Origin of the sequence: Pelagicoccus enzymogenes (assembly GCF_014803405.1) — a bacterium.
Classification (GTDB): domain Bacteria; phylum Verrucomicrobiota; class Verrucomicrobiia; order Opitutales; family Opitutaceae; genus Pelagicoccus; species Pelagicoccus enzymogenes.
Genome location: NZ_JACYFG010000010.1, coordinates 1 through 20811, shown reverse-complemented (window position 1 = coordinate 20811; position 20811 = coordinate 1). Strand labels below are relative to the sequence as shown.

Here is a 20811-nt window from a genome sequence, read left to right as displayed (position 1 = left end):
GAGCAACTGTGTCACTGAGCAAGCTGTAAGTTAAGTTTTTTGAACAGGCTTTGTATGTGTATGAGCATCTTCCTCATTCCAGCGACGATGGCGCACTTGTACGGCTTGCCCTTGTCCCTGAGCTTCTGGACGTAAGGTCTTATCACTTCGTTGTGCACCGCAGCAGTTTTGGTCGCCATGTAGAGGCACCGTCTGACTTTGGCTCTACCCTCTTGGATGCGTCTTTTCTTCTTGGTCTTTCCGCTGTCGTCGTTGAAGGGGGCGATTCCAGCCAAGGCGACGATCTGGTTCCTGTTGAGGGACTCGATCTCGCTGAGGTGCGCGAGCAGGGTCCAAGCCGTGACTTCGCCCACGCCGCAGACCGAGAGGGCGATGCCTTGCTGGGAGCGCATCTTCGCGTCGCTTTGGACGAGCTCCCTGATGTCCTCTTCGATCGTCTCAAGCTCGTTCTGCACGATCGCGATCATGCGCTCGATGGATGGGTGGATGAGAGGATCGCTGTTTTGCCGCCGGTTTTTCTCGCGGCTTAGCTGTTCGCTCAGATGGCTTCTGCGGTCGAGCAGGGCGGCGAGCTGCTGGCGTTTTTCGCAGGGAGGCGTTTGGGGTCGTATGTTCTTCTCTTTCGCGAAGTTGCGAATCATGCGCGCGTCGATGGGGTCGGTCTTTGCCTTGACCCCCTCGCTCTTGGCGTAGTGTCGCACTCGAGCCGGGTTGACCCTGGCGAAGGGGAGGCCCTTGGCGAGGAGTTGCTGCATGAGGATTCGCTCGTATCCGCCGGTCGCCTCGAAGACGGCCAAGGGCGTCTTGAAGGTGGCGATGTGGTCGGTCAGCTCGCTAAGGGCGTCTGCTTTGTTGGATACGCTGAAACTTCGCTTGTCGCTGAGCGCTTCAAGTGTATCTTTCGATATGTCGATTGCGATAATGTCGTATTCGGTGGGATTCATGGCTTGTATCTGTCTTGTAGAGGTGAGCTCGCGTCTTTGATGACGGGCTCTTTCAACTGTTTGATATCCAAGCCAGGTCGCTTCGAGGGATCGCTGCTCAGCGCTGAGCTCGCTCAATGAGGGCTCCGGACGCAGATTGATCTCACTCGAAACGCGTTCGGACCGGTGGCCGCCGGTTCGAACGATCCTGGCATCCTCTGAAAATGCCATTTGCAGAGGGCTTTTCGAGCCCTTCCTCCGACGAGTTATGGACTCATTCTCGGAAGGGCTCAAAAAGCTGGAAATCAATGGTGGGGAACCTACAAGGTCGCAGAGGACGCGGAGGTGGATTGTTTGATGGCTGATTGCTAACTGCTGATTTCTGATAAAGTGGCGGGACCTTCCAGATCGCCCAGATGGACGGGTGTCATTAAAACTGTTTCCTGTATTCACGAGGGTAGGGCTGTCTGGCCCAGACAGCCGCATTGCAGGATCATTTCTCTGCGGCGGACTAGGGCCAGTCCGCCCTACCAGGACCGTGTTTAAACCGCCCGTTTGATGAACTCAGGGCAGGCGGATGAACACGGATCCGACGTCGTCGTAGGCGAAGACGGATCTTGGTCGCGTGATGGGCTGGGCGCGGACGACGTGGCAGTCGTCCCTCCATTTTGTTGTCTTGGAGGGACCGGTGCCACCCCGGTCCGCATCGCTTATTCGACCGTGACGCTCTTGGCCAGGTTGCGTGGCTTGTCCACGTCCTTGCCGAGCTCGACCGCGATGTAATAGCTGAGCAACTGGAGCGGAATCGTCATGAGGATGGGCAGCACGCAATTGTGGGCCTTGGGCACGATGATGATCTCGTCGGCGAGGGAGGAGGGGATTTCGTGCGAGTCGGTGATGATGATGACCTTGCCTTTGCGGGCCCGCACTTCCTGCACGCTGGAGAGGTTCTTTTTCAGGGTCTCGTCGTCGGGAACGATTACGATGCTGGGGCAATCCTCGGAGATCAGGGCGATGGGCCCGTGCTTCATCTCGGCAGCGGGATAGCCTTCCGCGTGGATGTAGCTGATTTCCTTCAGCTTCAGGGCGCCTTCCAGGGCGATGGGGAACATTTCCAAGCGTCCTAGAAAGAGGAAGTCTTGGTACTTGGCGAAATCCTTGGCTACCGCCTTCAGCGAGTCCGCAAGGGACAGGGTTTGCTTGATGAGAGCGGGCAGCTCCTGCACGGCCTTCACCATCTTGCAGCCTTCGGCGTACGAAAGGTCGCGGGTGCGGCCGAGGTAGCAGGAGAGCATGGAGAGGATGAGGACCTGGGAGGTGAAGGCCTTGGTGGAAGCCACCCCGATTTCCGGTCCGGAGTGTTGGTAGATGCCGCCGTCGTTTTCGCGGGCGATGGTGGAGCCCACGTTGTTGATGATGCCGATGACGTGGTAGCCCTTGCGTTGGGCCTCACGTTGGGCCTCCAAGGTATCGATGGTTTCGCCGCTTTGGCTGATGACGATCACCAGGGTGTTCTTGTCCATCGGAGCGTTACGGTAGCGGAACTCGCTCGCGTACTCGACTTCCACAGGAATGCGGGCGTACCGCTCGATCAGGTATTCGCCCACCAAGCCGGAGTGCCAGGCGGTGCCGCAGGCTACGATGAGGATGCGGTCGATGTGACGAATGTCTTGGCGGGAAAGATTGAGGCCGCCGAACTTGCAGGTGCCTTCGCTCATGTCGAGGCGCCCGCGGAAGGCGTTTTCCAGGGCCGTTGGCTGCTCGTGGATTTCCTTGAGCATGTAGTGGGCAAATTCGCCCAGATCAGCGTCCTCGTCCTTCCAGGAGATGGTGCTGATTTCTGGCACCACCGCGGCTTCTTCCATGGTGGTGATGTTGAAGTTGTCGCCGGTGATGGTGACGATCTGGTTGTCGTCGAGGTAAACGACTTCGCGGGTGCGGGCTCGGATCGCGCTGGCGTCGCTAGCCAGCATCATCTCGTTCTTGCCGACGCCCAGAATCAGTGGGCTGCCCTTGCGCGCTCCGAAGAGCACTCCTGGAAGCTTGGAGCAAATGATGGCGAGGCCGTAGGTGCCTTCCACCGCGGCGAGGCTGGTGCGGATGGCCTTGTAGACGCTCTTCTCGCTGATTTCCTCGCCCAGGTTTTCCAGATTGTAGGCGATCAAGTTGGAGAGGACCTCGGAGTCGGTCTCGTTGCTAAAGGTAACGCCCTTGCTGGAGAGGGTGGTCTTCAGCTGCTCGTAGTTTTCGATAACCCCGTTGTGCACGAGGTGGATGAGTCCGTTCCAGGAGCTATGCGGGTGAGTGTTGGGCTCGGTCACGCCCCCGTGGGTGGCCCAGCGAGTATGGCTGATGCCAAGCCCCGCGTCGTCCTGGTCGACAGGAAGGGCGGCGGCGAGGTTCGCTACTTTTCCCACGCGGCGAGTGAGCATAATGGAGCCGTCCTTCTGCCAGATGGCCATGCCGGCGGAGTCGTAGCCGCGGTATTCGAGGCGCTTGAGACCGTTTAAAAGTATGGGGGCGGCGTTATCGCGCCCGATGTATCCAACTATTCCGCACATATGTTAGGGGGATTCTAGATTTGGCTGTTTGAAAATTTATCGGCGCAGGATTTCCGCACCTCTAATTGCAAGGTACAACTATCTCTTGATCCCGAGTCGATCTAGAAGTTCGTAAAAGGTGGGGCGGCTGATGCCGAGCTCGGCGGCTGCGGCGGTGACCTTGTTTTTATGCTTCTTCAAGGCCGCTTCAATCATTTCCTTTTCCAGCGCCTCGCGGGCTTCCTTGAGGGTGGTTCCGGAGGGGAGTTTACGGTCGGACGGAAGTTGCAGGTCCTCAGGGGCCACCTTGTTGCCTTCCGCCATGATGGCGGCCCGGCGTACCCGATTTTGCAACTCGCGCACGTTGCCGGACCAGGGATAGGCTCGAATGGCCTTCAGGGCGGCGGAGCTGAAACTGAGTCCGCCGTTGCCGGCTTCCGCGGCGAAGCGTTTCAGGAAGCTGGTGGCGATGAAGTCGATGTCCTCGCCCCGCTCGCGCAGCGGTGGCAAGTTGAGTTCGACCACGGAGAGGCGGAAATAGAAGTCTTCGCGGAAGGTCCCGTCCTCCATGCCCTTTTTCAGGTCGGCGTTGGTGGCAGCCACGATGCGGGCTTTCACGGGGATCTGTTCTCGGCCACCGACCCGCTCGATGTAGCTTTCCTGCAAAAATCTTAGCAGCTTAACCTGCACGTTGAGAGGGACTTCGCCAATTTCGTCGAGGAAGAGCGTTCCCCCGTCCGCTTGTTCGATCTTACCGACGCGGGTGCTGTCGGCCCCCGTAAAGGAGCCTTTTTCGTGCCCGAAGAGTTCGCTCTCCAGGAGCGATTCCGGGATGGCGCTGCAATTGATGGCGACGAAGGGGCCGTCGGCCTTGCTGGAGCGGTTGTGGATGGCGTTGGCGACCATCTCCTTGCCGGTGCCGCTCTCGCCCAAGATCATGACCGGAGCGTCGCTGGTGGCGACCTTGCGCACCAAGTTGAAGACCTTTTGCATCGGTTCGCTGGTCCCGAGCATTCCCTCGAAAGCGTCTTCGTTCAGCTTGCGCTGCATTGACACGTAGTCGCGTTCCAAGTCGGCCACGTAGTAGCAGCGCTTCAGCACCAGCTGCAGCTCGTCGGTGTCGACCGGTTTCGACATGAAGTCGTAGGCCCCGCGACCGATCGCCTCGAGGGCGTTCTCGCGCTCGCCTTGACCTGAAATAATGATGACCTTGGTCTTGGGAGCGATCTGCACGATCTCCGCCAAGGTGTTCATGCCTTCGTCCACCAGGTTGGGACGCGGGGGAAGTCCGAGGTCGAGCAGGACGACGGGAGGGGTGTTCTCCTTGAATTGCTGGATCGCTCCGTCGCGGTTGCCCGCCTGGAAGATTTCGTAGTCGGTCCCGAGGGACCAACGCATTTGGGTGCGGATTTCCTCGTCGTCGTCGACGATGAGCAGCTTGGGTTTGTTAGCAGGCATTTGCGGGAGAGAAAGGGGAAGAGGTGGGACCGGCTGGAAGGTGTAAGTGTTTAGGTACAGACTAGGGTGTTTGTACTGTCGGATTACCTTACAGTATCGATCAGAAGATCGGAAAATGAAGCTTTTTCTGTAGCAGAATTTTTAATGCTAGGGCTGGATTTCTTAACCGCGGAGGACGCAGAGGTGCTCCTGCATTGTTGTTTTGACCACGAATGGACGCTAAGGGATTTGGTTGTAGGAGCGACCTTGGTCGCGATAACTGATGCCCGACACTGTGGCGGGACCACGTGTCTCGGCGTAGCCGTCGTTGGCGAAGACGGATCTTGGTCCCGTGAGATGATAATTTCCACTTACGGATCGAGGTAGGGTGGCTTGTCCCAAGACACCGTTGGACTGATTTGTTTTTAAACCACCGATAGCACTGATTTGCACCGATGATCGGGTTGTGTCTTTTGAACCGCTGAGAACGCAGATGGACGGGTGTCATTAAAACTGTTTCCTGTGTTCACGAGGGTAGGGCTGTCTGGCCCAGACAGCCGCATTGCAGGATCATTTCTCTGCGGCGGACTGGGCCAGTCCGCCCTACCAGGACCGTGTTTTAACCGCCCGTTTGATGAACTCAGGGCAGGCTGATGGACGCGGATCCGGCGTCGCCCTCTGGGCTATGCCGAGACAAGTGGACGCAGATGGGATCCGATTGGGGGAGCCCGTCTGATGATGCTGTGTTGTTTTCTTAACCGCTGAGGTCGCAGAGGACGCGAAGGTTTTTTGTAATTACTGATTACTGATTGCTGATTAAGTGGCGGGACCTTCCAGGTCGCGTGATTGGTGCAGCTCGGACGACGTGGCAGTCGTCCCACCATTTTTTTCTCTGGAGGGATCGGTGCATGTGTCGTGTCGCTTGCGCCCGCTTCGCGATGCAAGATGCCCGTCTCTTTCGAGACGGGCATTGGATACAAGAGCGAATCGGAGGGATTCGAAAGGGCTTACGGCTTACGTCGCTTCAGGGTAACGATGGCAGCTAGGCCGAGACCGAGCAGTCCAAGCGTTGCTCCGCTATTGGGAACCGGCGTGGAATCCGAAGGATTGTTGGCGCTGAGGTCGGGAAGCACCTGTCCCGTATTGATCGATCCGGATGTGGAAGCGATGGGGCCGGTCCAGCTGCCGTTGTCGGCATGACCGAGGAATTGAAGGGTAAAGCCAGCAGGCGTACTGTTCGTTTCGGATACTCCGATATCCGCGCTGGTTTGACCGTTGGCGGGGCCGTTCGTCGCTTGGAAGCTGCCTTCGTAGCTGAGGAACTGAATCACGGTGCTCCCTTCCACCAAGGCCAGTCCTTCGTCATCGTTTTGCAGGCCATTCGTCGGGAACAAGAAGGATAGGAAGCCGTATCCTGCATGGGTGTTGCCGAGAATTCCCGTAAGGGATAGACTGCCGTTCGTTCCACCTCCGTTTCCGTTGTACTCGACGAGCGTGAGGGAACTCAGGTCGGTGCCAGCGATTCCTGCAATCTCTACAAACTCCCCGGTGTCGGTTCCAGGTTCGTCGTAGTTGATCTCGTTGATCCAGACGTCGTTGATAGTGAGGGCTTTGAGCGAGTAGCTGGTGGAGGTGGCGAGGGCGAAGAGTAGGCACAGCTTTGCCGTGCGGGTAACAGCAGTATTCATTCTATTTTTTTGAGGTTGGGGGTTGGAGGTACAGGCGATTGGATGGAAGAACCTGCATAAGTGTATGGTTTAATTACTTATACGGTAGGTGATATGACTCAAGGTCTTTTTTGAATCGCAATCGTGTACATTCCTCGAAGCTTGCTTCGTTGGTGAATCTTGCGATTCATCAAGCCCCGAAGCGCGAAGCGTTTGTTTGCCGTGATGCCCCGTCGCGGTCTCTCCGCGATCGACGGAGTCGACAGCTTGCTGCGGGGTGGCAAACAAAGGGCGAAGAAATTCATTAAGTCCGCTAGTCGCGGAGGTTTTTAAGATTACCGATTGCTGATTGCTGATTGAAATCGATGGTGGCGGGACCACGGGTCGCGTTGTTGCCGTCGTAGGGCGAAGACGAATCTTGGTCCCGTGGGTTGTGATTTTGTTTACTTGTCGCGGCGTAAGGTAGTGAAGACGGAACCACCGATAGCACTGATTTACACCGATGATCGGGTTGTGTCTTTTGAACCGCGAAGGACGCAGAGGACGGGTGCCTTTAAAACTGTTTCCTGTGTTCACGAGGGTAGGGCTGTCTGGCCCAGACAGCCGCGTTGCAGGATCATTTCTCCGCGGCGGACTGAACCAGTCCGCCCTACCAGGACAGTGTTTCAACCGCCCGTTCGACAAGCTCTCTTCGAGTCCGAGCTTCGCTCGCCTCAGAGTCTAGGACAGGGCAGGCGGATGGACGCGGACGACGTGGCAGTCGTCCCTCCACTTTTTTGCTCTGGAGGGACCGGTGCCACCCGGTCCGCATCGGCGTGACAAACTGATTAATTTTGTGGGAAGCGTGCTTGTCACGCCATTTAGGATTGTGGGAAGCGACCTCGCGTCGCGATTTCAACTAGCAGAATCATGGCGCAACAGGCGTCGCTCTCGCTCGAGCTTTGCCGCGTTATGAGGCCATCTCCCACAATCAGCAATCAGCAATCAACAATTTTCAATTCTCACCGATTGCTGGTATCCTGATAGTGAATACGCTGCCTTGGCCTTCTTCGCTCTCTACCATGATGCTCCCGCCGTGAGCTTCCACCACCATCTTGCTTTGAAACATGCCGATGCCCAGTCCGCTCTTCTTGGTGGTTTTGAAGGGGCGGAAGAGTCCGTTGCGGATGAACTCCTGGTTCATGCCGCAGCCGTTGTCGCTGACTACGATCTCCGCATGGGAGCCGACTTTTTGGGTCTTGAGGGAAATCTCGCCGACCCCGTCCATCGCCTCGCTGGCGTTGATGACGAGATTGAGGACCACGCTCTTCAGTTTCTTGAAGTCGGCAGAAACCTTGATTCCGCTGGCGATCTGGGAGCTGAACGCTACTCCTGCGGGCTTTTCCCATTCGGCGATGGCTGCCTGGGTCAGTTCCTCGAGGTCGGTGGGGGAAGGAGAGATCTCCAGCTCGTGGCGGACTTGGCTGAGTCGTGTAATGAGATCTGTGATACGGTTGCTGGTATTGCCGATCCCGCGCAAGGCGTCTTCTCTGAACTCTGGATTGTCCCAGTGCAACGGCATGTTCTTGAGCATCAGATTCAAGGTCGAAACTGCATTCTTGAGATCGTGCACGAAGAAGGTCGCCATGGTTTGGAAGGCTTCGATTTCCTTGGATTCCTCGAGCTTTCGAGTGAGGTCGGCGCTGAGCAGATTTGCGGCAATGTGGTCGCCGATGCAGCTAAGGGTATCGAATTCCTGCTGGGTGAACTCCAGGGCATTGGTTCGGTCGCCGAGCACGATGAAACCGATGGCTCGTCCTTGACCGGTCAAGGGGACGAGGATGCGTTCGCCGCCGTCGGGAAAAACGCTGGGGTTGCACTCGAGGATCGGTTTGGCCCAGCCTTTATCGGATTCTTCGATGGACTGCGGCTCTGGCTTGTCGGCGAGCTTGAGGGGAATCTCGCCGGCCGGAATGCTTTGGGGAAGGGCATTGTCCTTGGGCGCTTCGCCTTGGTCGGTCGAGGAAATGCGATGGAAGCTGCTTCCGTTTGTATCCAGCAGCCAAATACTGGTGAGCTTGGTGTCGAAGAGGTTTGCCAGAAGCTTGGTGGTCGATTCGCAGATGTCTTTCTGTCGCACGCTTTGGGCGGTCGTGGCGGTAAGCCGCAGCCAGAGGGTGCGGTAGTCGTAGAGCGGACGTTGGAAGTTGCGGCTGACGAAGCGGCGGATGAGCTGTCGAAAGCGATCCGATTGCACCAGAATGCCGAGGCCCACCAAGGCGATGAGCACGAGGAAGGTTTGGATGGCGAAGGCCTGGTCGCCGCCGAAGTGGGAGATCACCTTGGACAGCACGCCCACCGCGATCAGGTAGCCACCTGCCAGGGAGATGACGAGGGAGCCGCTGATGATGGATTGCGAGGGGTAGAGGTCGATCTCGAAGCTGCCCTTGCGAAACACGGAGCGTCCTACCAGCAGGCAACAGGCGAAGAGGGCCACTGCGTTGATGGTGTCGAGCGAAGGGTCCATTTGCTGGGCCAGGACGATTTGGCTGCTGGTGAAGAAGCGGGCCGCGAAGAGCGTGCCCATGCCGTAGAGCATGAACTTGATTTTCCAGCGCAGCGTGCCCACGGAAGCCCGAAAGGTGCGTTCCAGTCCCACCAAGGCCCCGATCATGGAGAGCAGCATGAAGACGTGCAGGAAGAAGCCTGCCCAATCGAGGGTGACGATCCAGGAGAAGGGTTTCTCCGGGTGCTGCCTCAGGTGGGCGAGGGATTCGGGGGCGAAGAAGACCAGGCCCAGCGGGAGCAGGAAGGCGGCAAGCACGATGGGGATTCGCCTTCCCAGCTTCTCCTTGATGTTGCCTCGCGAGTAGGTCGCGGAAAAGAGCAGCCAGAGGCCGGGCAGCAAAGCGGAGGCCATGAAGCGCCAGCGAATGAAGTCGGCGATCTCCAGCGGGTTCGTGCTGCGCAAGGCAAGTCCGGTGAGCAGTTGCTCGGCGGAGAGGACCAGCATGCCGATGCCGAAGGTCCACATCGCGATTCCGCGACTCTTGCTGAAGGGCGCGATGAAGACGAACAGCGCGGCAACGGCGGCGCTGACGAAGGAAAAGAGGACAGGGAGGTTCAAGGTGGAGGAGCTTTTTTTACCAAGAAGGAGGCCTGGGCCGGAGAGGCGAGGCCGGTCACGATCGGAATTCCAAAGATGCGTGTGGAAGCCCTCTTGTCACGCGAAAGATGGGACGCGTAGGAAGGGAGGACTCCCTACGGTCGCATTGTTGATCGAGCGGATCGGGTAGGGTGGCTTGTCCCAAGACACCGTTGGGCTGATTTGTTTTTTTACTTGTCGCGGCGTAAGGTAGTGAAGACGGAACCACCGATAGCTCTGATTCGCACCGATGATCGGGTTGTGTGGTTTTAACCGCGGAGGACGCAGAGGACGCGGAGGGTTTGAGATTCGGTCGTGTGATCATTGCAACCGCCCGTTCGACAAGCTCAGGGCAGGCTGATGGCTCAGATTTACTGCCTTTAAAACTGTTTCCTGTGTTCAAAAGGGTAGGGCTGTCTGGCCCAGACAGCCGCGTTGCAGGATCATTTCTCCGCGGCGGACTGGGCCAGTCCGCCCTACCAGGACAGTGTTCTAATCGTACACCAGATTTACTCAGATCTTGGGTTTTGATCAGTGATTTGTGATTGAGCGGATCGGGTAGGGTGGCTTGTCCCAAGACACCGTTAGACTGATTTGTTTTAACCACCGATAGCACTGATTCGCACCGATGATCGGGTTGTGTGGTTTTAACCGCGGAGGACGCAGAGGACGCGGAGGTGGATTGTTGATTGCTAATTGCCAATTGCTGATTGCGGATTGCTGATAAAGCGGCGGGACCACGTGTCTCGGCGTAGCCGTCGTGGGCGAAGACGGATCTTGGTCGCGTGATGGGCTGGGCACGGACGACGTGGCAGTCGTCCCTCCATTTTGGTTGCTTTGGAGGGACCGGTGAATGTGTCGCGTTGCTTCGGTACCACCCGGTCCGTGTTGGTTTGATCGGCAGAATGTGCAGGATGCGATTGAGAATCCCACTGTGTGATCAACCTGACCCGATAAAGAGGTACGGAAGCAAGATGCTTCCCCCACTTTGTTCAATTGTGGCGGGACCATCTTGGTCCCGTGATGGGGGGCACGGACGACGTGGCAGTCGTCCCTCCATTATTATTTGCTTGGGAGGGACCGGTACCACCCGGTCCGTGTTGCAAGGTGCCCTTATCAGTTCCCCAGCAGTCCTGCCACGCGTTCTTTCAAGCTTGCGGGCAGCTTTTCTAGCTCGATGCCGCGCAGCAGCGTTTTGGCGGCGTCTGGCTTGCCTTGCTGGGACAAGGAGATGCCTTGCAGCGCCAGAGCTCGGGTTTCTTCCGCTCGATACTGCTTCGCCTCGCTGGCCATGGTATAAATGCGGGCTGCATTGGCTGGATCTTCGCTGAGGATCTCTGCGAGTCCCACCTTGGCGAAGGCGTTGTCGGGGCTAAGTTTGAGGGCCTGGTTGAAGCCTTCGCGGGCTTGGGCGGTGTTTCCGTTTCGCAATTGCAAGGTCGCGAGGGAAGCGAGGGCTTGGGCATCCTTCTTGTCGGCCGCGATCTTGGACTCGAGGGTCTTGACTGCGGAAGCGCTATAGGTGTCGGTATCGATCTTTAGGATACCGAGCAATTCTTCGGCGGTGTCTTTGCCGGTGAAATTCGAAGCGTCCGAGCTGGCTTGGGTGAGCAGGCGGACTGCGGCGTCGCGGTGTCCGAGCTGGTAGCGGGCGCTGCCGAGGTGGTAGGCGACCTCCGCATTGTCGGAAAGCTTGTTGTAGCTGTCTTGCAGCAAGCTAAGGGCCCATGGGTAGTCGCCGCGATGATAGACAATCCAGCCGAGCGTATCCGCGGTGTAAGGACTGGTGGGAGACTGCTCGCGGGCTTTTTGGGCGAGCTCGAAGGCTTGCTCTGCCTTGTCGAACTTCGTCGAGTACAAGTAGGCTAGGTTGTTGAGGGCGGGCAGGTAGTTGGCGTTTACGGTGAGCATCTTCTCGTAGAGCTTTACCGCTTCCTCGTAGCGGTCGGACGTTTCGTAGATCGAGGCGATGGTGGTCATGGCCCCGATGTCGTTGGGGTTGCTCTCGAGAATGGCTTGGGACTGTTTCAGGGCTCCGTCGTTGTCGCCCTCGGAACGCAGGAGGCGGGCGTAGAGCGTGCGTGCGGTACGGTTGTTGCCATCGAGCTCGATTGACTTTTCGAAGGAGGCCTTGGCCGCAGGGATGTCGCCCTTGGACTGCTGGATTTGGGCCCGAATGGTGTAGAGCACGCTGGTATCGGGGGAAGCTGCGATCGTTTGGTTGATGCGCTCGAGGGCCGCGTCGAAATTGCGCTCGCCCATGTCCAGGGCGGTCAGCTGTTCCACGGACTGCAGGTGCAGCGGATTGGTGGACAAGGCGGACTCGAAGGCAGAACGGGCCCCGCTGCGGTTCTGGCCGCGCAGGTAGGAAAGCCCGGAGAGGTAGTCGATTTGCGGGTTTTCCGGTTGAGCCGCTTCCAGCTGCTTGTAGATGGCCACGGCCGCTTCGCTGTCGCCCTTGCGGTTGTAGACTTCAGCCAGCAGGAGGTAGCCCTGCATGGAGTTGGGGCTGGCTTCGAGAAATTTTTCTAGGGTAATGATCGCTCCGCTGTAGTCCTCCTCTTGCACTTGGATGGTGGAGAGCAGGGCGTTTGCCTCCAGGTGGCCGGGGACTCTTTGCACCACGCGGGCGAGGCGGGACTTGGCTTTGCCAAGGTCGCGCTTTGCCAGGTAGGCGAGGGCGATCTGATAGTTGGCCTTTACGTCTTCGGGGTAGAGCTCGAGGGTTTTCTCGAGTTGGCTGATCGCCTCGTCGATCTTCTCGTCGAGAACGAGCAGGGTCCCTTTCACGCGGAGAGCCGTAGGATCGATGGGATCGAGCTTGAGGGCCCGGTCGACGAGTTTCTTGGATACTTCGTCTTGCTCCATCTTGGCAGCCAGTTCGGCGGCTTGGGAGAGCGCCGGCAGGTAGTCGGGCGCCGCTTCGAGGATCTCGTCGAGAGCTGCCATGGAAGCCTCGTCGCCCTCGGTCTGCTGCAGATACTGGGCGTAGCGGATACGAATGCCAGAGCGGGGTGGAGCGACTTCCGCCGCTTTGGCGAAGGCGGCTGCCGCTTCTTCCTGCTTTTGCTGGGCCAGCAAAATTTGGAAACGGCCGGTGTAGCCCATATAGGAATTGGGATCGGCTTCGATCGCTTGCTCGAAGCGCTCGCTAGCGGCTGCCAGATTGCCCGTTTTGAGGTAGAGGGAACCAATCGCGGCATGCAGGGAAGGGGTGGCAGGCAGGGACTCCAGCCATTGGGTAGTCTGGGCTGCGCTGGCCGGGTCGCTTGCCAGTTCGGCGACCAGGATGGGCGCCTCCGGATGGCTGGGGTCTAGCTCGAGGGCCTTGCGGGCGTCGGCGAGGGCTTCCTCGCGCAGGCCGGCGGCCAGCTCGATGCTGGCGAGGGAGGCGAGGGTAGAGGCGTCGCCGGGGTTGAGTTGCTTGACGGCGGTGAGCACCTGGTAGGCGTCGCGCAGGCGGCCTTGCTGTTTGTAGACTTCGCCCACCAAGGCAAGGGCTTGCGGATTCTTTGGCTCTTCCCGCAAGGCGTTCTTGAGCAGGATCTCCGCTTCGGCGAGCTTGCCCGCTTCGATTTGCTCGTCGGCCTTTTGGATCAGGCTGGCGACGTCCGCGGAGCCGCCGCAGCCGGCGAGGAAGAGGAAGCCGAGGGAGGCAAGGAGTAAGGTGGCAAGGGTTTTTAGATTCATGAAGCTAACAGGTTGGTGAAATTAACCGCAAAGAACGCGAAGACCGCAAAGATTTAACGGGGCAATTCATATTTTCTTAACCGCCGAGTACGCAGAGGGGAATTGTTGATGGCTAATGGCTAATGGCTAATGGCTAATGGCTGATTGCTGATTGGAGACTGTGGGAAGCGACCTTGTGTCGCGATAACTAATGGCTGACAATGTCAGGCGAAGACGGATCTAGGTCGCGTGAGATGTGATTTTTTTACTTGTCGCGGCGTAGGGTAGTGAAGACGGAACCACCGATAGCACTGATTTGCACCGATGATCGGGTTGTGTGGTAGGTTTCTGGTTTGATCGGGTTTGATGACGCTATGTTGTTTTGTTAACCGCAGAGGACGCAAAGGACGCGGAGTTTTTTTTGTGATTATGGATTATCGGATTATAGATCACCGATACGAGATTCGTGATCGAGCGACGTGTCGCGTTGTTGCCGTCGTAGGCGAAGACGGATCTGGGTCGCGTGGTGGGACGGTCGGAACACGTTTGCTGCGTTTTTGCTTTCGCGAGGATTAGCGTATTTAGCGCTCGATGGATTTGGTCCAGTTCGTCCTTCGCGCTCTTCGCGCTTAGGTTTTTTCGACCTCCTTCTTCCGCTCCGATTGCCGGAAGAGCCAGAGCACGATGAATACGGGAATGAGGGTGACGGCGAAGAGCGGTTGTCCGCCTTGCTTGTGGAACCAGCCGTGGATCATTTCAGGATCGATGTAGTAGCATTGCCAGGCCAGCACCGTGATGCGGATGGCGTTGCGAATGATGCCGATGGGAATGAAGAGCGACACGAAGACGGCTCGCTTCCATGGGGTTTTGAGAAAGAGAAAGGACGCCACCAAGCTGGTGATGAAGAGGACCAAGCTAGAGCGCAGGCCGCTGCACTGGGGCGCCACCTCCATGGTGATGGTCGGCATCTCGAAGATGAGGCCCGAGCGGTAGATCGGAACCCCAATCAGCTTGATGCCCCAGTAGGAAACCTCTGCGGAGGTGTGCTGGAAGAAGATCTGTATGCCCTCCCGCACCGCTACGGGGAATGGGGTGATGAGAACGAGGAAGAGGATGGCGAAGATTTGGGCCCGTACCGTTTTGACTCCGAAAAGCGTGAAAATGCTGGCGACAATGAAACAGACGTAAGCGAAGATTGAATACGCGAGATAGTTCTCGATTTGCTCGGGATCGAGCGGATTGGCGCTGCTGCGGTAGAAGGCGAAGAGCGAGAGCAGGCCAATGCCGAGCGGGATCAAGGCCAGTGTCCTGCGCGGGCTGGAAGGCTCGATTTCCTTCAAGCGGCTCGTGTCCCATGCCAAGTATATGGATACAAAAGGGATCAGGATGACGTGCGAATACAAGTCGCTGCTGCGAGCGAGCGTCCACAGGTACTGCAAGGGCGTCAGGAAAAGCAGGGACAGGATTCCCACCGCGACAGCGAGGATAACGAGTTGGGTGTTAGGATTCTTTGTAGGCATCTATTTCGAAAGGCGATCGAGCAGGTCTTGGAGCAACGTACGTTTGGGTAACCGCAGAGGACGCAGAGTACGCGGAGTTTTTTCAGCCACTTTGGTTGAGGGAATTTTGAATGTTTCGTCGTTGCACTTCTCAAGTGTCGCTTAGGCTCGGTAGTAAATCAGTAATTATCAATGGATGGCGGCAGCCATCCCATATAGCGGCGCCGTCGGCAGTTACTTAAGGCGAGTTAGGCAGCTCTAAGTAGATCTGACTAGCTTTTCTTGAGAGAGAAGCTCGCAAACTTTTCGGATCGGGTAGGGAGGCTTGGGAGCGCGTTTGATCGGGTTGTAAATTTTGAACCACGGAGGAGCGGAGGGTTTGAGATTTGGTTGTGTGTTCTTTTGTAACCACTGATGACACAGATTTGCACAGATGCTCGGGTTGTGTGGTTGGGATCGGGTTTGACCGGGTTGTAAATTTTAACCGCGGAGGACGCAGAGGACGCGGAGGTTTTTTTTGTGATTATCGATTACCGATTGCGGATAGCTGATTGAGTGGATGGTGGCGGGACCTTCCAGGTCGCGCGATGTGGGCCGGAGTTGGAACCTGCACTGCTTTTTAAACCACCGATAGCTCTGATTTGCACCGATGATCGGGTTGCGTGGTTTGAACCGCGCAGGACGCGGAGGTGGATTGTTGATGGCTGATTGCTAATTGCTGATTTCTGATAAAGTGGCGGGACCTTCCAGGTCGCCCAGATGGACGGGTGCCATTAAAACTGATTCCTGTGTTCACGAGGGTAGGGCTGTCTGGCCCAGACAGCCGCATTGCAGGATCATTTCTCTGCGGCGGACTGGGCCAGTCCGCCCTACCAGGACCGTGTTTCAACCGCCCCTCGGCGAGTTCTGGGTCTTCGACAAGGTCACTTCCCACAGCCAAGATTACTGATTGCGGATTGAAATCGATGGTGGCGGGACCTTCCAGGTCGCGTTGTTGCCGTGGTAGGCGAAGACGGATCTGGGTCCCGTTGTGGGGTGGGCGCGGACGACGTGGCAGTCGTCCCTGCATTATGGTTGCTCTGGAGGGACCGGTGCCACCCGGTCCGTGCCGCAAGGTGTCTGGTATTCCGAGAAGTGTTCATATTTCTTACAGAACGACTTCAGCTCGGAGGTAGCTTCAGAAGCGAGGCAGGATCGGCAACGTATTCGTGGGTAGGGGCTAAGGGGCTGAGGGGGCGTCCTCCCTCTGGAGTTGGCAGTTCTGATGCTGCTTCAGAAGGCATGAAAAAGATACCCCTATACCTCCTCATCCTCTTATTCTCAGCAAGCGCGGCCTCCGCCATCACTATCACGGGGCCGAAACCCGGACCAGAAATTACCTCAAGCGGCGACGATGTCTGCGTGACCTACGGTTTTGCGGGCGGCGACTACCTGGATTTCAAGACCCTGTGCATCAAGATCTGCCTGTACGAATCAGATATCATCTTCGATGACTTCATCGCCTGCCAAACGATCACCTTGACCAAGAACCAGCTGAGTCTCCTCAGCGGGGGGAACTGGAAAACCAAGGTGGATTCCAAGCTGACCTTCAAGGATGCCCACAGCCCCATCACTCGTGGGGACGACTACTATGTCGAGTGGGAAATCGTAGAGTGCGTGCCAGACGCCGTTTCTAGCTTGTCGGCCCTAGCCCTCGCTGTGGGGCTCATCGTGACCACTCGCCGCCGGTTCGGAAAATCTTAGTGCAGAAGTGCCCCGATTGTAGGAAGCGAGAACTCACTTCGGTCGCATTGCTGATGGAAGATTGTCGATGGCTGATTGCTAATTGCTAATTACGGATTGCTGATTGAGTGGATGGTGGCGTGACCTTCCAGGTCGCCCAGATGGACGGGTGTCATTAAAACTGTTTCCTGTATTCACGAGGGTAGGGCTGTCTGGTCTAGCCTGAGCAAAGTCCAAGGGCCCAGACAGCCGCGTTGCAGGATCATTTCTCTGCGGCGGACTGGGCCAGTCCGCCCTACCAGGACCGTGTTTCAACCGCCCGCACGACAAGCTCCCTTGGAGTCCGAGCTTCGCTCGCCTCAGAGTCTAGGACAGGGCAGGCGGATGGGCGCGGACGACGTGGTACCGAACGAAGTGACAAATTCAGTCGTCAGCGCCATTTTTTGCTCTGGAGGGACCGGTGCCACCCGGTCCGCATCGGCCTACAGGGAACAGTAAGAATGGTATTTGTAGGGCAACAGCGTTTGTTCTGCAGCACCGAGGTTTCAAGCAAAGCGACGCTCAAACGAAGTGCGAAGCCACTTGTCGACGACATGTTTCCTCGTTGGCACTCCTCAAGTGCAAGCCTCCGGCTTCGGTAGGAGGAGTGCTAGCGCGACGAAACATCAGCCTCACGCCGCAGGTACCGTTGGAGACCGTGTCGCGGCGTAGCCGAGTGTAGACGGACTTGTCACGGCGGAGTGAAACGAAGACGGAAGCCAACCTGACCGTTTCTCATAACTTGGACAATGTAGTGGACCAATTGTCTCGGCGTAGCTTTTGCAGCGAAGACGGATTAAGGTCCCAAAATCGAGTAGATGCGGGACCAAGATGGTTCCCCCGCTATGAAGCGAGCAAGTTGAGGTGTCGCCCCAACCTGCGGCATCGGCCGCTGCCGTTCTCTTTTAATCTCTCAGCAGCTGCCTGAGGTAGGTTGCGTAGCTGGTCTTGCCCAGGAACTCGATGCGCTCTTCGAGCTGCCCGCGGGTCAGCCAGCCCTTCTCGTAGCCGATGCCTTCCAGACAGGCCATCTTGAGCCCCTGGCGCTCCTCGATCACCTGCACGAACTGGCCCGCCTCCATCAGGTTCTTGTGCGTGCCCGTGTCCAGCCAGGCCGTGCCGCGGCCCAAGAGCTCCACGTTCAAGGCGCCCTTCTCCAGGTAGATGCGGTTGAGGTCGGTGATCTCAAGCTCGCCGCGCGCCGAGGGCTTCACCTGCTTGGCGTACTCCACCACCTTCTCGTCGTAGAAGTAGAGGCCCGGCACCGCGTAGTTGGACTTGGGCTGGGCCGGCTTCTCCTCAATGGAGAGCACCTTGCCGTCCGGGGCGAACTCCACCACGCCGTAGGCGGTCGGGTTGGCCACGTTGTATCCGAAGATGGTGGACCCGTCGGTTCGGGCGTCGGCGTTTCTGAGGGTGCGCACCAGCTCGTGGCCGAAGAAGAGGTTGTCGCCCAGGACCAGGGCGGCCGGGGCGCCGTCGAGGAACTCCTCGCCGATCAGGAAGGCCTGGGCCAGCCCGTCGGGGCTGGGCTGCACCTCGTAGCTGAAGTTGACCCCGAAGGCGGAGCCGTCGCCGAGCAGGCGCTCGAAAAGCGGCGTGTCCTGGGGCGTGGAGATGATCAGGATGTCCTTTATGCCCGCCAGCATCAGCAGCGAGACCGGATAGTAGATCATCGGCTTGTCGTAGATCGGCATCAGCTGCTTGGACACGGCGATGGTGCACGGATAGAGGCGGGTTCCCGAACCGCCCGCGAGGACGATCCCTTTTCTTGGCTTGGTGGACATAGTGTTAGGAGGAAATTTGGTTGAGGAGTTTTAACCGCGAAGGTCGCTACAGCCTTTTGAAGCGTGGATGAGGGATGAACCGCAGAGGACGCGGAGAACGCGGAGTCTTGGATATGCTTCGACTGTTTCTGTAGACCTCGAAGCGCGCGCCGACCACGCGATAGCATTCGTCCTTCTGAATCAGGTCAGCCATTTTAGCGTTGTTTGGCGCCTTTAGCGGTCACTCCAAAGTCAGCTGTTGCCGAGGCGTTCGCGGGCGTACTTCTTCTCGGCGATGTCGCGGCACCAGTCCTGGTTGTCCAGGTACCACTGCACCGTCTTGCGGATGCCGCTCTCGAAGGTCTCGGCCGGAACCCAGCCGCACTCCTTCTCGCTGCGCTCGCAGTTGATGGCGTAGCGGCGGTCGTGGCCGGGACGGTCCTTCACGTAGGTGATCAGGTCCTCGTACTTGGCGATGCCGGCCTTTTGGGCCGCCTCGTTGCCGGAGACCGGGGCCAGCTCGTCGAGCAGGGCGCAGATGCGCTTCACGATCTGGATGTTCTCCATCTCGCTGCGCCCGCCGATGCAGTAGGTCTCGCCGAGGGCTCCCTTTTCCAAGGCGGCCAGGATGCCGGTGCAATGGTCCTCCACGAAGAGCCAGTCGCGGATCTGCTTGCCGTCGCCGTAGATGGGCAGCGGCTTGGCCTCCAGGGCGTTGAGCGTGACCAGAGGGATCAGCTTCTCGGGGAACTGGAAGGGGCCGTAGTTGTTGGAGCAGTTGGTGGTCACCACCGGCATGCCGTAGGTGTGGTAGTAGGCGCGCACCAGGAAGTCGCTGGAGGCCTTCGACGCGGAGTATGGGCTGTTGGGCGCGTAGGGCGTGGTCTCGCAGAAGGCCGGGTCGCTGGGGCCGAGGGTGCCGAACACCTCGTCGGTGGAGACGTGCAGGAAGCGGAAGGCCTCCTTGGCCTCGCCTTCCAGCTTGGCCCAGTGGTGGCGGGCGGCCTCCAGCATTCGCAGGGTGCCGGTCACGTTGGTCTCCACGAAGGGCTCGGGCGTGTCGATGGAGCGGTCCACGTGGCTTTCGGCGGCGAAGTGCACGACGGCGCTGACGCCGTGCTCCTTTATGAGGGAGGCAGTCGTGTCCTGGTCCAGGATGCTGGAATGGGAGAAGACGTAGGCGTCGCTGGACTCGAAGTCGCTTAGGTTGGCGGGATTGCCCGCGTAGGTGAGCGAGTCGACGTTGACGACGCGGTCGAAGCCCCTCTCCTTGAGGAGCTTGGCGTCGTCGCGCAGCAGGACGCGAATGAAGTTGGAGCCGATAAAGCCGCAGCCGCCGGTTACGAGGATGGAGTTCATAGGGAGAGGAAGTGTTTGGTTTTAACCGCGAAGGACGCGAAGGTCGCTAAGGGTTTGAAGGCAGGAATTAGATTTAAAGTTGAGGACCAAGAACGCTCCGATTCTTCTTAGCGTTCTTGGCGAACTTCGCGGTTCAGGAAAACTTAGGCCTTCCGCCAGTTCTTGAGGGACCACTCGAGGGCTTCCTCGACGGGTCGCATGATGACGCCGGCGTCGCGCAGCTTGCTTTCGTCGAGCACGCAGTTCGAGCGCGGGGTCTTGGCCGCCTTGGACATGAAGTCCGCCTCGTCCTCGAAGAACTGGAACTCCTTGCCGTTGACGCCCGTCTTCTTGATCAGCTCCACCACTTGGGAGGTGGTGACGGCCCCGGGGTTGGTCACGTTGTAGATCCCGTAGGGAACCTGCTTCTCCACGCACTCGTAGCAGGCGGCCACGAAGTCCTCCAGCTGGCTGAGCGAGTTGGTGGCCTGCAGCAAGGTGGCGTAGCTCTGCACCTTGGTCAGGTAGTTGCGGGGATTGTCGAGGTGGTTGAACGGTATCCGCAATCTCCATACGTAGCCTTCGGGAGAGGACTCGTGCTCCCAGGCGGGCCACTGGCCGTCGCCGCGGTCGACCTCGCGGTAGCCGAGCACCTCTTCGCCCAAGGCCTTGGTGCCGCTGTAGAAGGAGCAAGGCGGCTTGCGGAAGGAGAAGTTCGGTGCGTCGTCCTCGCGCCAGCCGCCGCCTCCCGGGCGCTCGCCGCCGAAGATGCAGCCGCTGGAGACGTGGCCCCAGCCGATGGACAGGTCGCCGCAGACCTCGCGTATCACGCCCGGCAGTACGGCGTTGCCGTCGAGGCAGTTCCCCTTGTCCAGCTCGCAGGCGTCGACGTTGGGCTTGCCGGTGTAGCCGGCGCAGTTGACCAGGAAGGTGGCGCCGGCGTCCTTGAGGGCGTCGGCGAAGTCCTTCTTGGACCCGTTAGCGATCTGGCGGCCGCTAAGCGTTTTGAAGGCGACGCCCTTGCCCTCGAGCAATTGGCGAAATGCGCTACCGACGTAGCCGGTGGAACCTACGAGTGCTATCATGA

At 58.4% G+C, this 20811-nt stretch carries 11 protein-coding genes; 1 reads left to right on the top strand and 10 read right to left on the bottom strand.

What is annotated here, in order from left to right; all coding sequences use genetic code 11:
* Nucleotides 1-11: 11 nt before the first annotated feature.
* The 7 genes from IEN85_RS09100 to xrtC form a co-directional block, all read right to left on the bottom strand.
* Nucleotides 12-1154 (bottom strand): IS110 family RNA-guided transposase, encoded by a 1143-nt coding sequence (locus tag IEN85_RS09100; protein WP_224772532.1) that lies wholly within the window; start codon nt 1152-1154, stop codon nt 12-14.
* A gap of 479 nt (nt 1155-1633) precedes the next feature.
* Entirely contained in the window at nt 1634-3484 is a 1851-nt protein-coding gene (gene glmS, locus IEN85_RS09095; protein ID WP_191616786.1) for a glutamine--fructose-6-phosphate transaminase (isomerizing), read from the bottom strand.
* Between the two features lie 78 nt (nt 3485-3562).
* Nucleotides 3563-4921, bottom strand: coding sequence for a PEP-CTERM-box response regulator transcription factor (prsR, locus tag IEN85_RS09090; RefSeq protein ID WP_191616785.1), 1359 nt, complete (start codon nt 4919-4921; stop codon nt 3563-3565).
* A 986-nt stretch (nt 4922-5907) separates the two neighbouring features.
* On the bottom strand, nt 5908-6588 hold the full coding sequence (locus tag IEN85_RS09085) for a VPDSG-CTERM sorting domain-containing protein (protein WP_191616784.1): 681 nt from the start codon (nt 6586-6588) through the stop codon (nt 5908-5910).
* A 973-nt stretch (nt 6589-7561) separates the two neighbouring features.
* Entirely contained in the window at nt 7562-9673 is a 2112-nt protein-coding gene (prsK, locus tag IEN85_RS09080) for an XrtA/PEP-CTERM system histidine kinase PrsK (protein WP_191616783.1), read from the bottom strand.
* Nucleotides 9674-10807: 1134 nt separating this feature from the next.
* Nucleotides 10808-13381 (bottom strand): tetratricopeptide repeat protein, encoded by a 2574-nt coding sequence (locus IEN85_RS09075; protein ID WP_191616782.1) that lies wholly within the window; start codon nt 13379-13381, stop codon nt 10808-10810.
* Nucleotides 13382-13989: 608 nt separating this feature from the next.
* Entirely contained in the window at nt 13990-14880 is an 891-nt protein-coding gene (xrtC, locus tag IEN85_RS09070) for a VPDSG-CTERM-specific exosortase XrtC (RefSeq protein WP_191616781.1), read from the bottom strand.
* Nucleotides 14881-16140: 1260 nt separating this feature from the next.
* Between xrtC and IEN85_RS09065 the strand changes: the two genes are divergently transcribed.
* A complete protein-coding gene (locus IEN85_RS09065) occupies nt 16141-16602 on the top strand; it encodes a hypothetical protein (protein ID WP_191616780.1) in 462 nt (153 codons plus the stop codon).
* Between the two features lie 923 nt (nt 16603-17525).
* Here the strand turns inward: IEN85_RS09065 and rfbA are convergent.
* From rfbA to IEN85_RS09050, 3 genes are all read right to left on the bottom strand, one after another.
* Nucleotides 17526-18407 (bottom strand): glucose-1-phosphate thymidylyltransferase RfbA, encoded by an 882-nt coding sequence (gene rfbA / locus IEN85_RS09060; RefSeq protein WP_191616779.1) that lies wholly within the window; start codon nt 18405-18407, stop codon nt 17526-17528.
* Between the two features lie 231 nt (nt 18408-18638).
* On the bottom strand, nt 18639-19745 hold the full coding sequence (rfbB, locus tag IEN85_RS09055; protein ID WP_191616625.1) for a dTDP-glucose 4,6-dehydratase: 1107 nt from the start codon (nt 19743-19745) through the stop codon (nt 18639-18641).
* A 143-nt stretch (nt 19746-19888) separates the two neighbouring features.
* The coding region (locus IEN85_RS09050; protein WP_191616626.1) for a sugar nucleotide-binding protein at nt 19889-20811 on the bottom strand (923 nt) is incomplete at its 5' end.

What these genes read in the sequence shown, in the direction of transcription:
- IEN85_RS09100 (WP_224772532.1), bottom strand. Translation starts at nt 1,154, where the DNA reads ATGGCATTTTCAGAGGATGCCAGGATCGTTCGAACCGGCGGCCACCGG.
- glmS (WP_191616786.1), bottom strand. Translation starts at nt 3,484, where the DNA reads ATGTGCGGAATAGTTGGATACATCGGGCGCGATAACGCCGCCCCCATA.
- prsR (WP_191616785.1), bottom strand. Translation starts at nt 4,921, where the DNA reads ATGCCTGCTAACAAACCCAAGCTGCTCATCGTCGACGACGACGAGGAA.
- IEN85_RS09085 (WP_191616784.1), bottom strand. Translation starts at nt 6,588, where the DNA reads ATGAATACTGCTGTTACCCGCACGGCAAAGCTGTGCCTACTCTTCGCC.
- IEN85_RS09075 (WP_191616782.1), bottom strand. Translation starts at nt 13,381, where the DNA reads ATGAATCTAAAAACCCTTGCCACCTTACTCCTTGCCTCCCTCGGCTTC.
- xrtC (WP_191616781.1), bottom strand. Translation starts at nt 14,880, where the DNA reads ATGCCTACAAAGAATCCTAACACCCAACTCGTTATCCTCGCTGTCGCG.
- IEN85_RS09065 (WP_191616780.1), top strand. Translation starts at nt 16,141, where the DNA reads ATGAAAAAGATACCCCTATACCTCCTCATCCTCTTATTCTCAGCAAGC.
- rfbA (WP_191616779.1), bottom strand. Translation starts at nt 18,407, where the DNA reads ATGTCCACCAAGCCAAGAAAAGGGATCGTCCTCGCGGGCGGTTCGGGA.
- rfbB (WP_191616625.1), bottom strand. Translation starts at nt 19,745, where the DNA reads ATGAACTCCATCCTCGTAACCGGCGGCTGCGGCTTTATCGGCTCCAAC.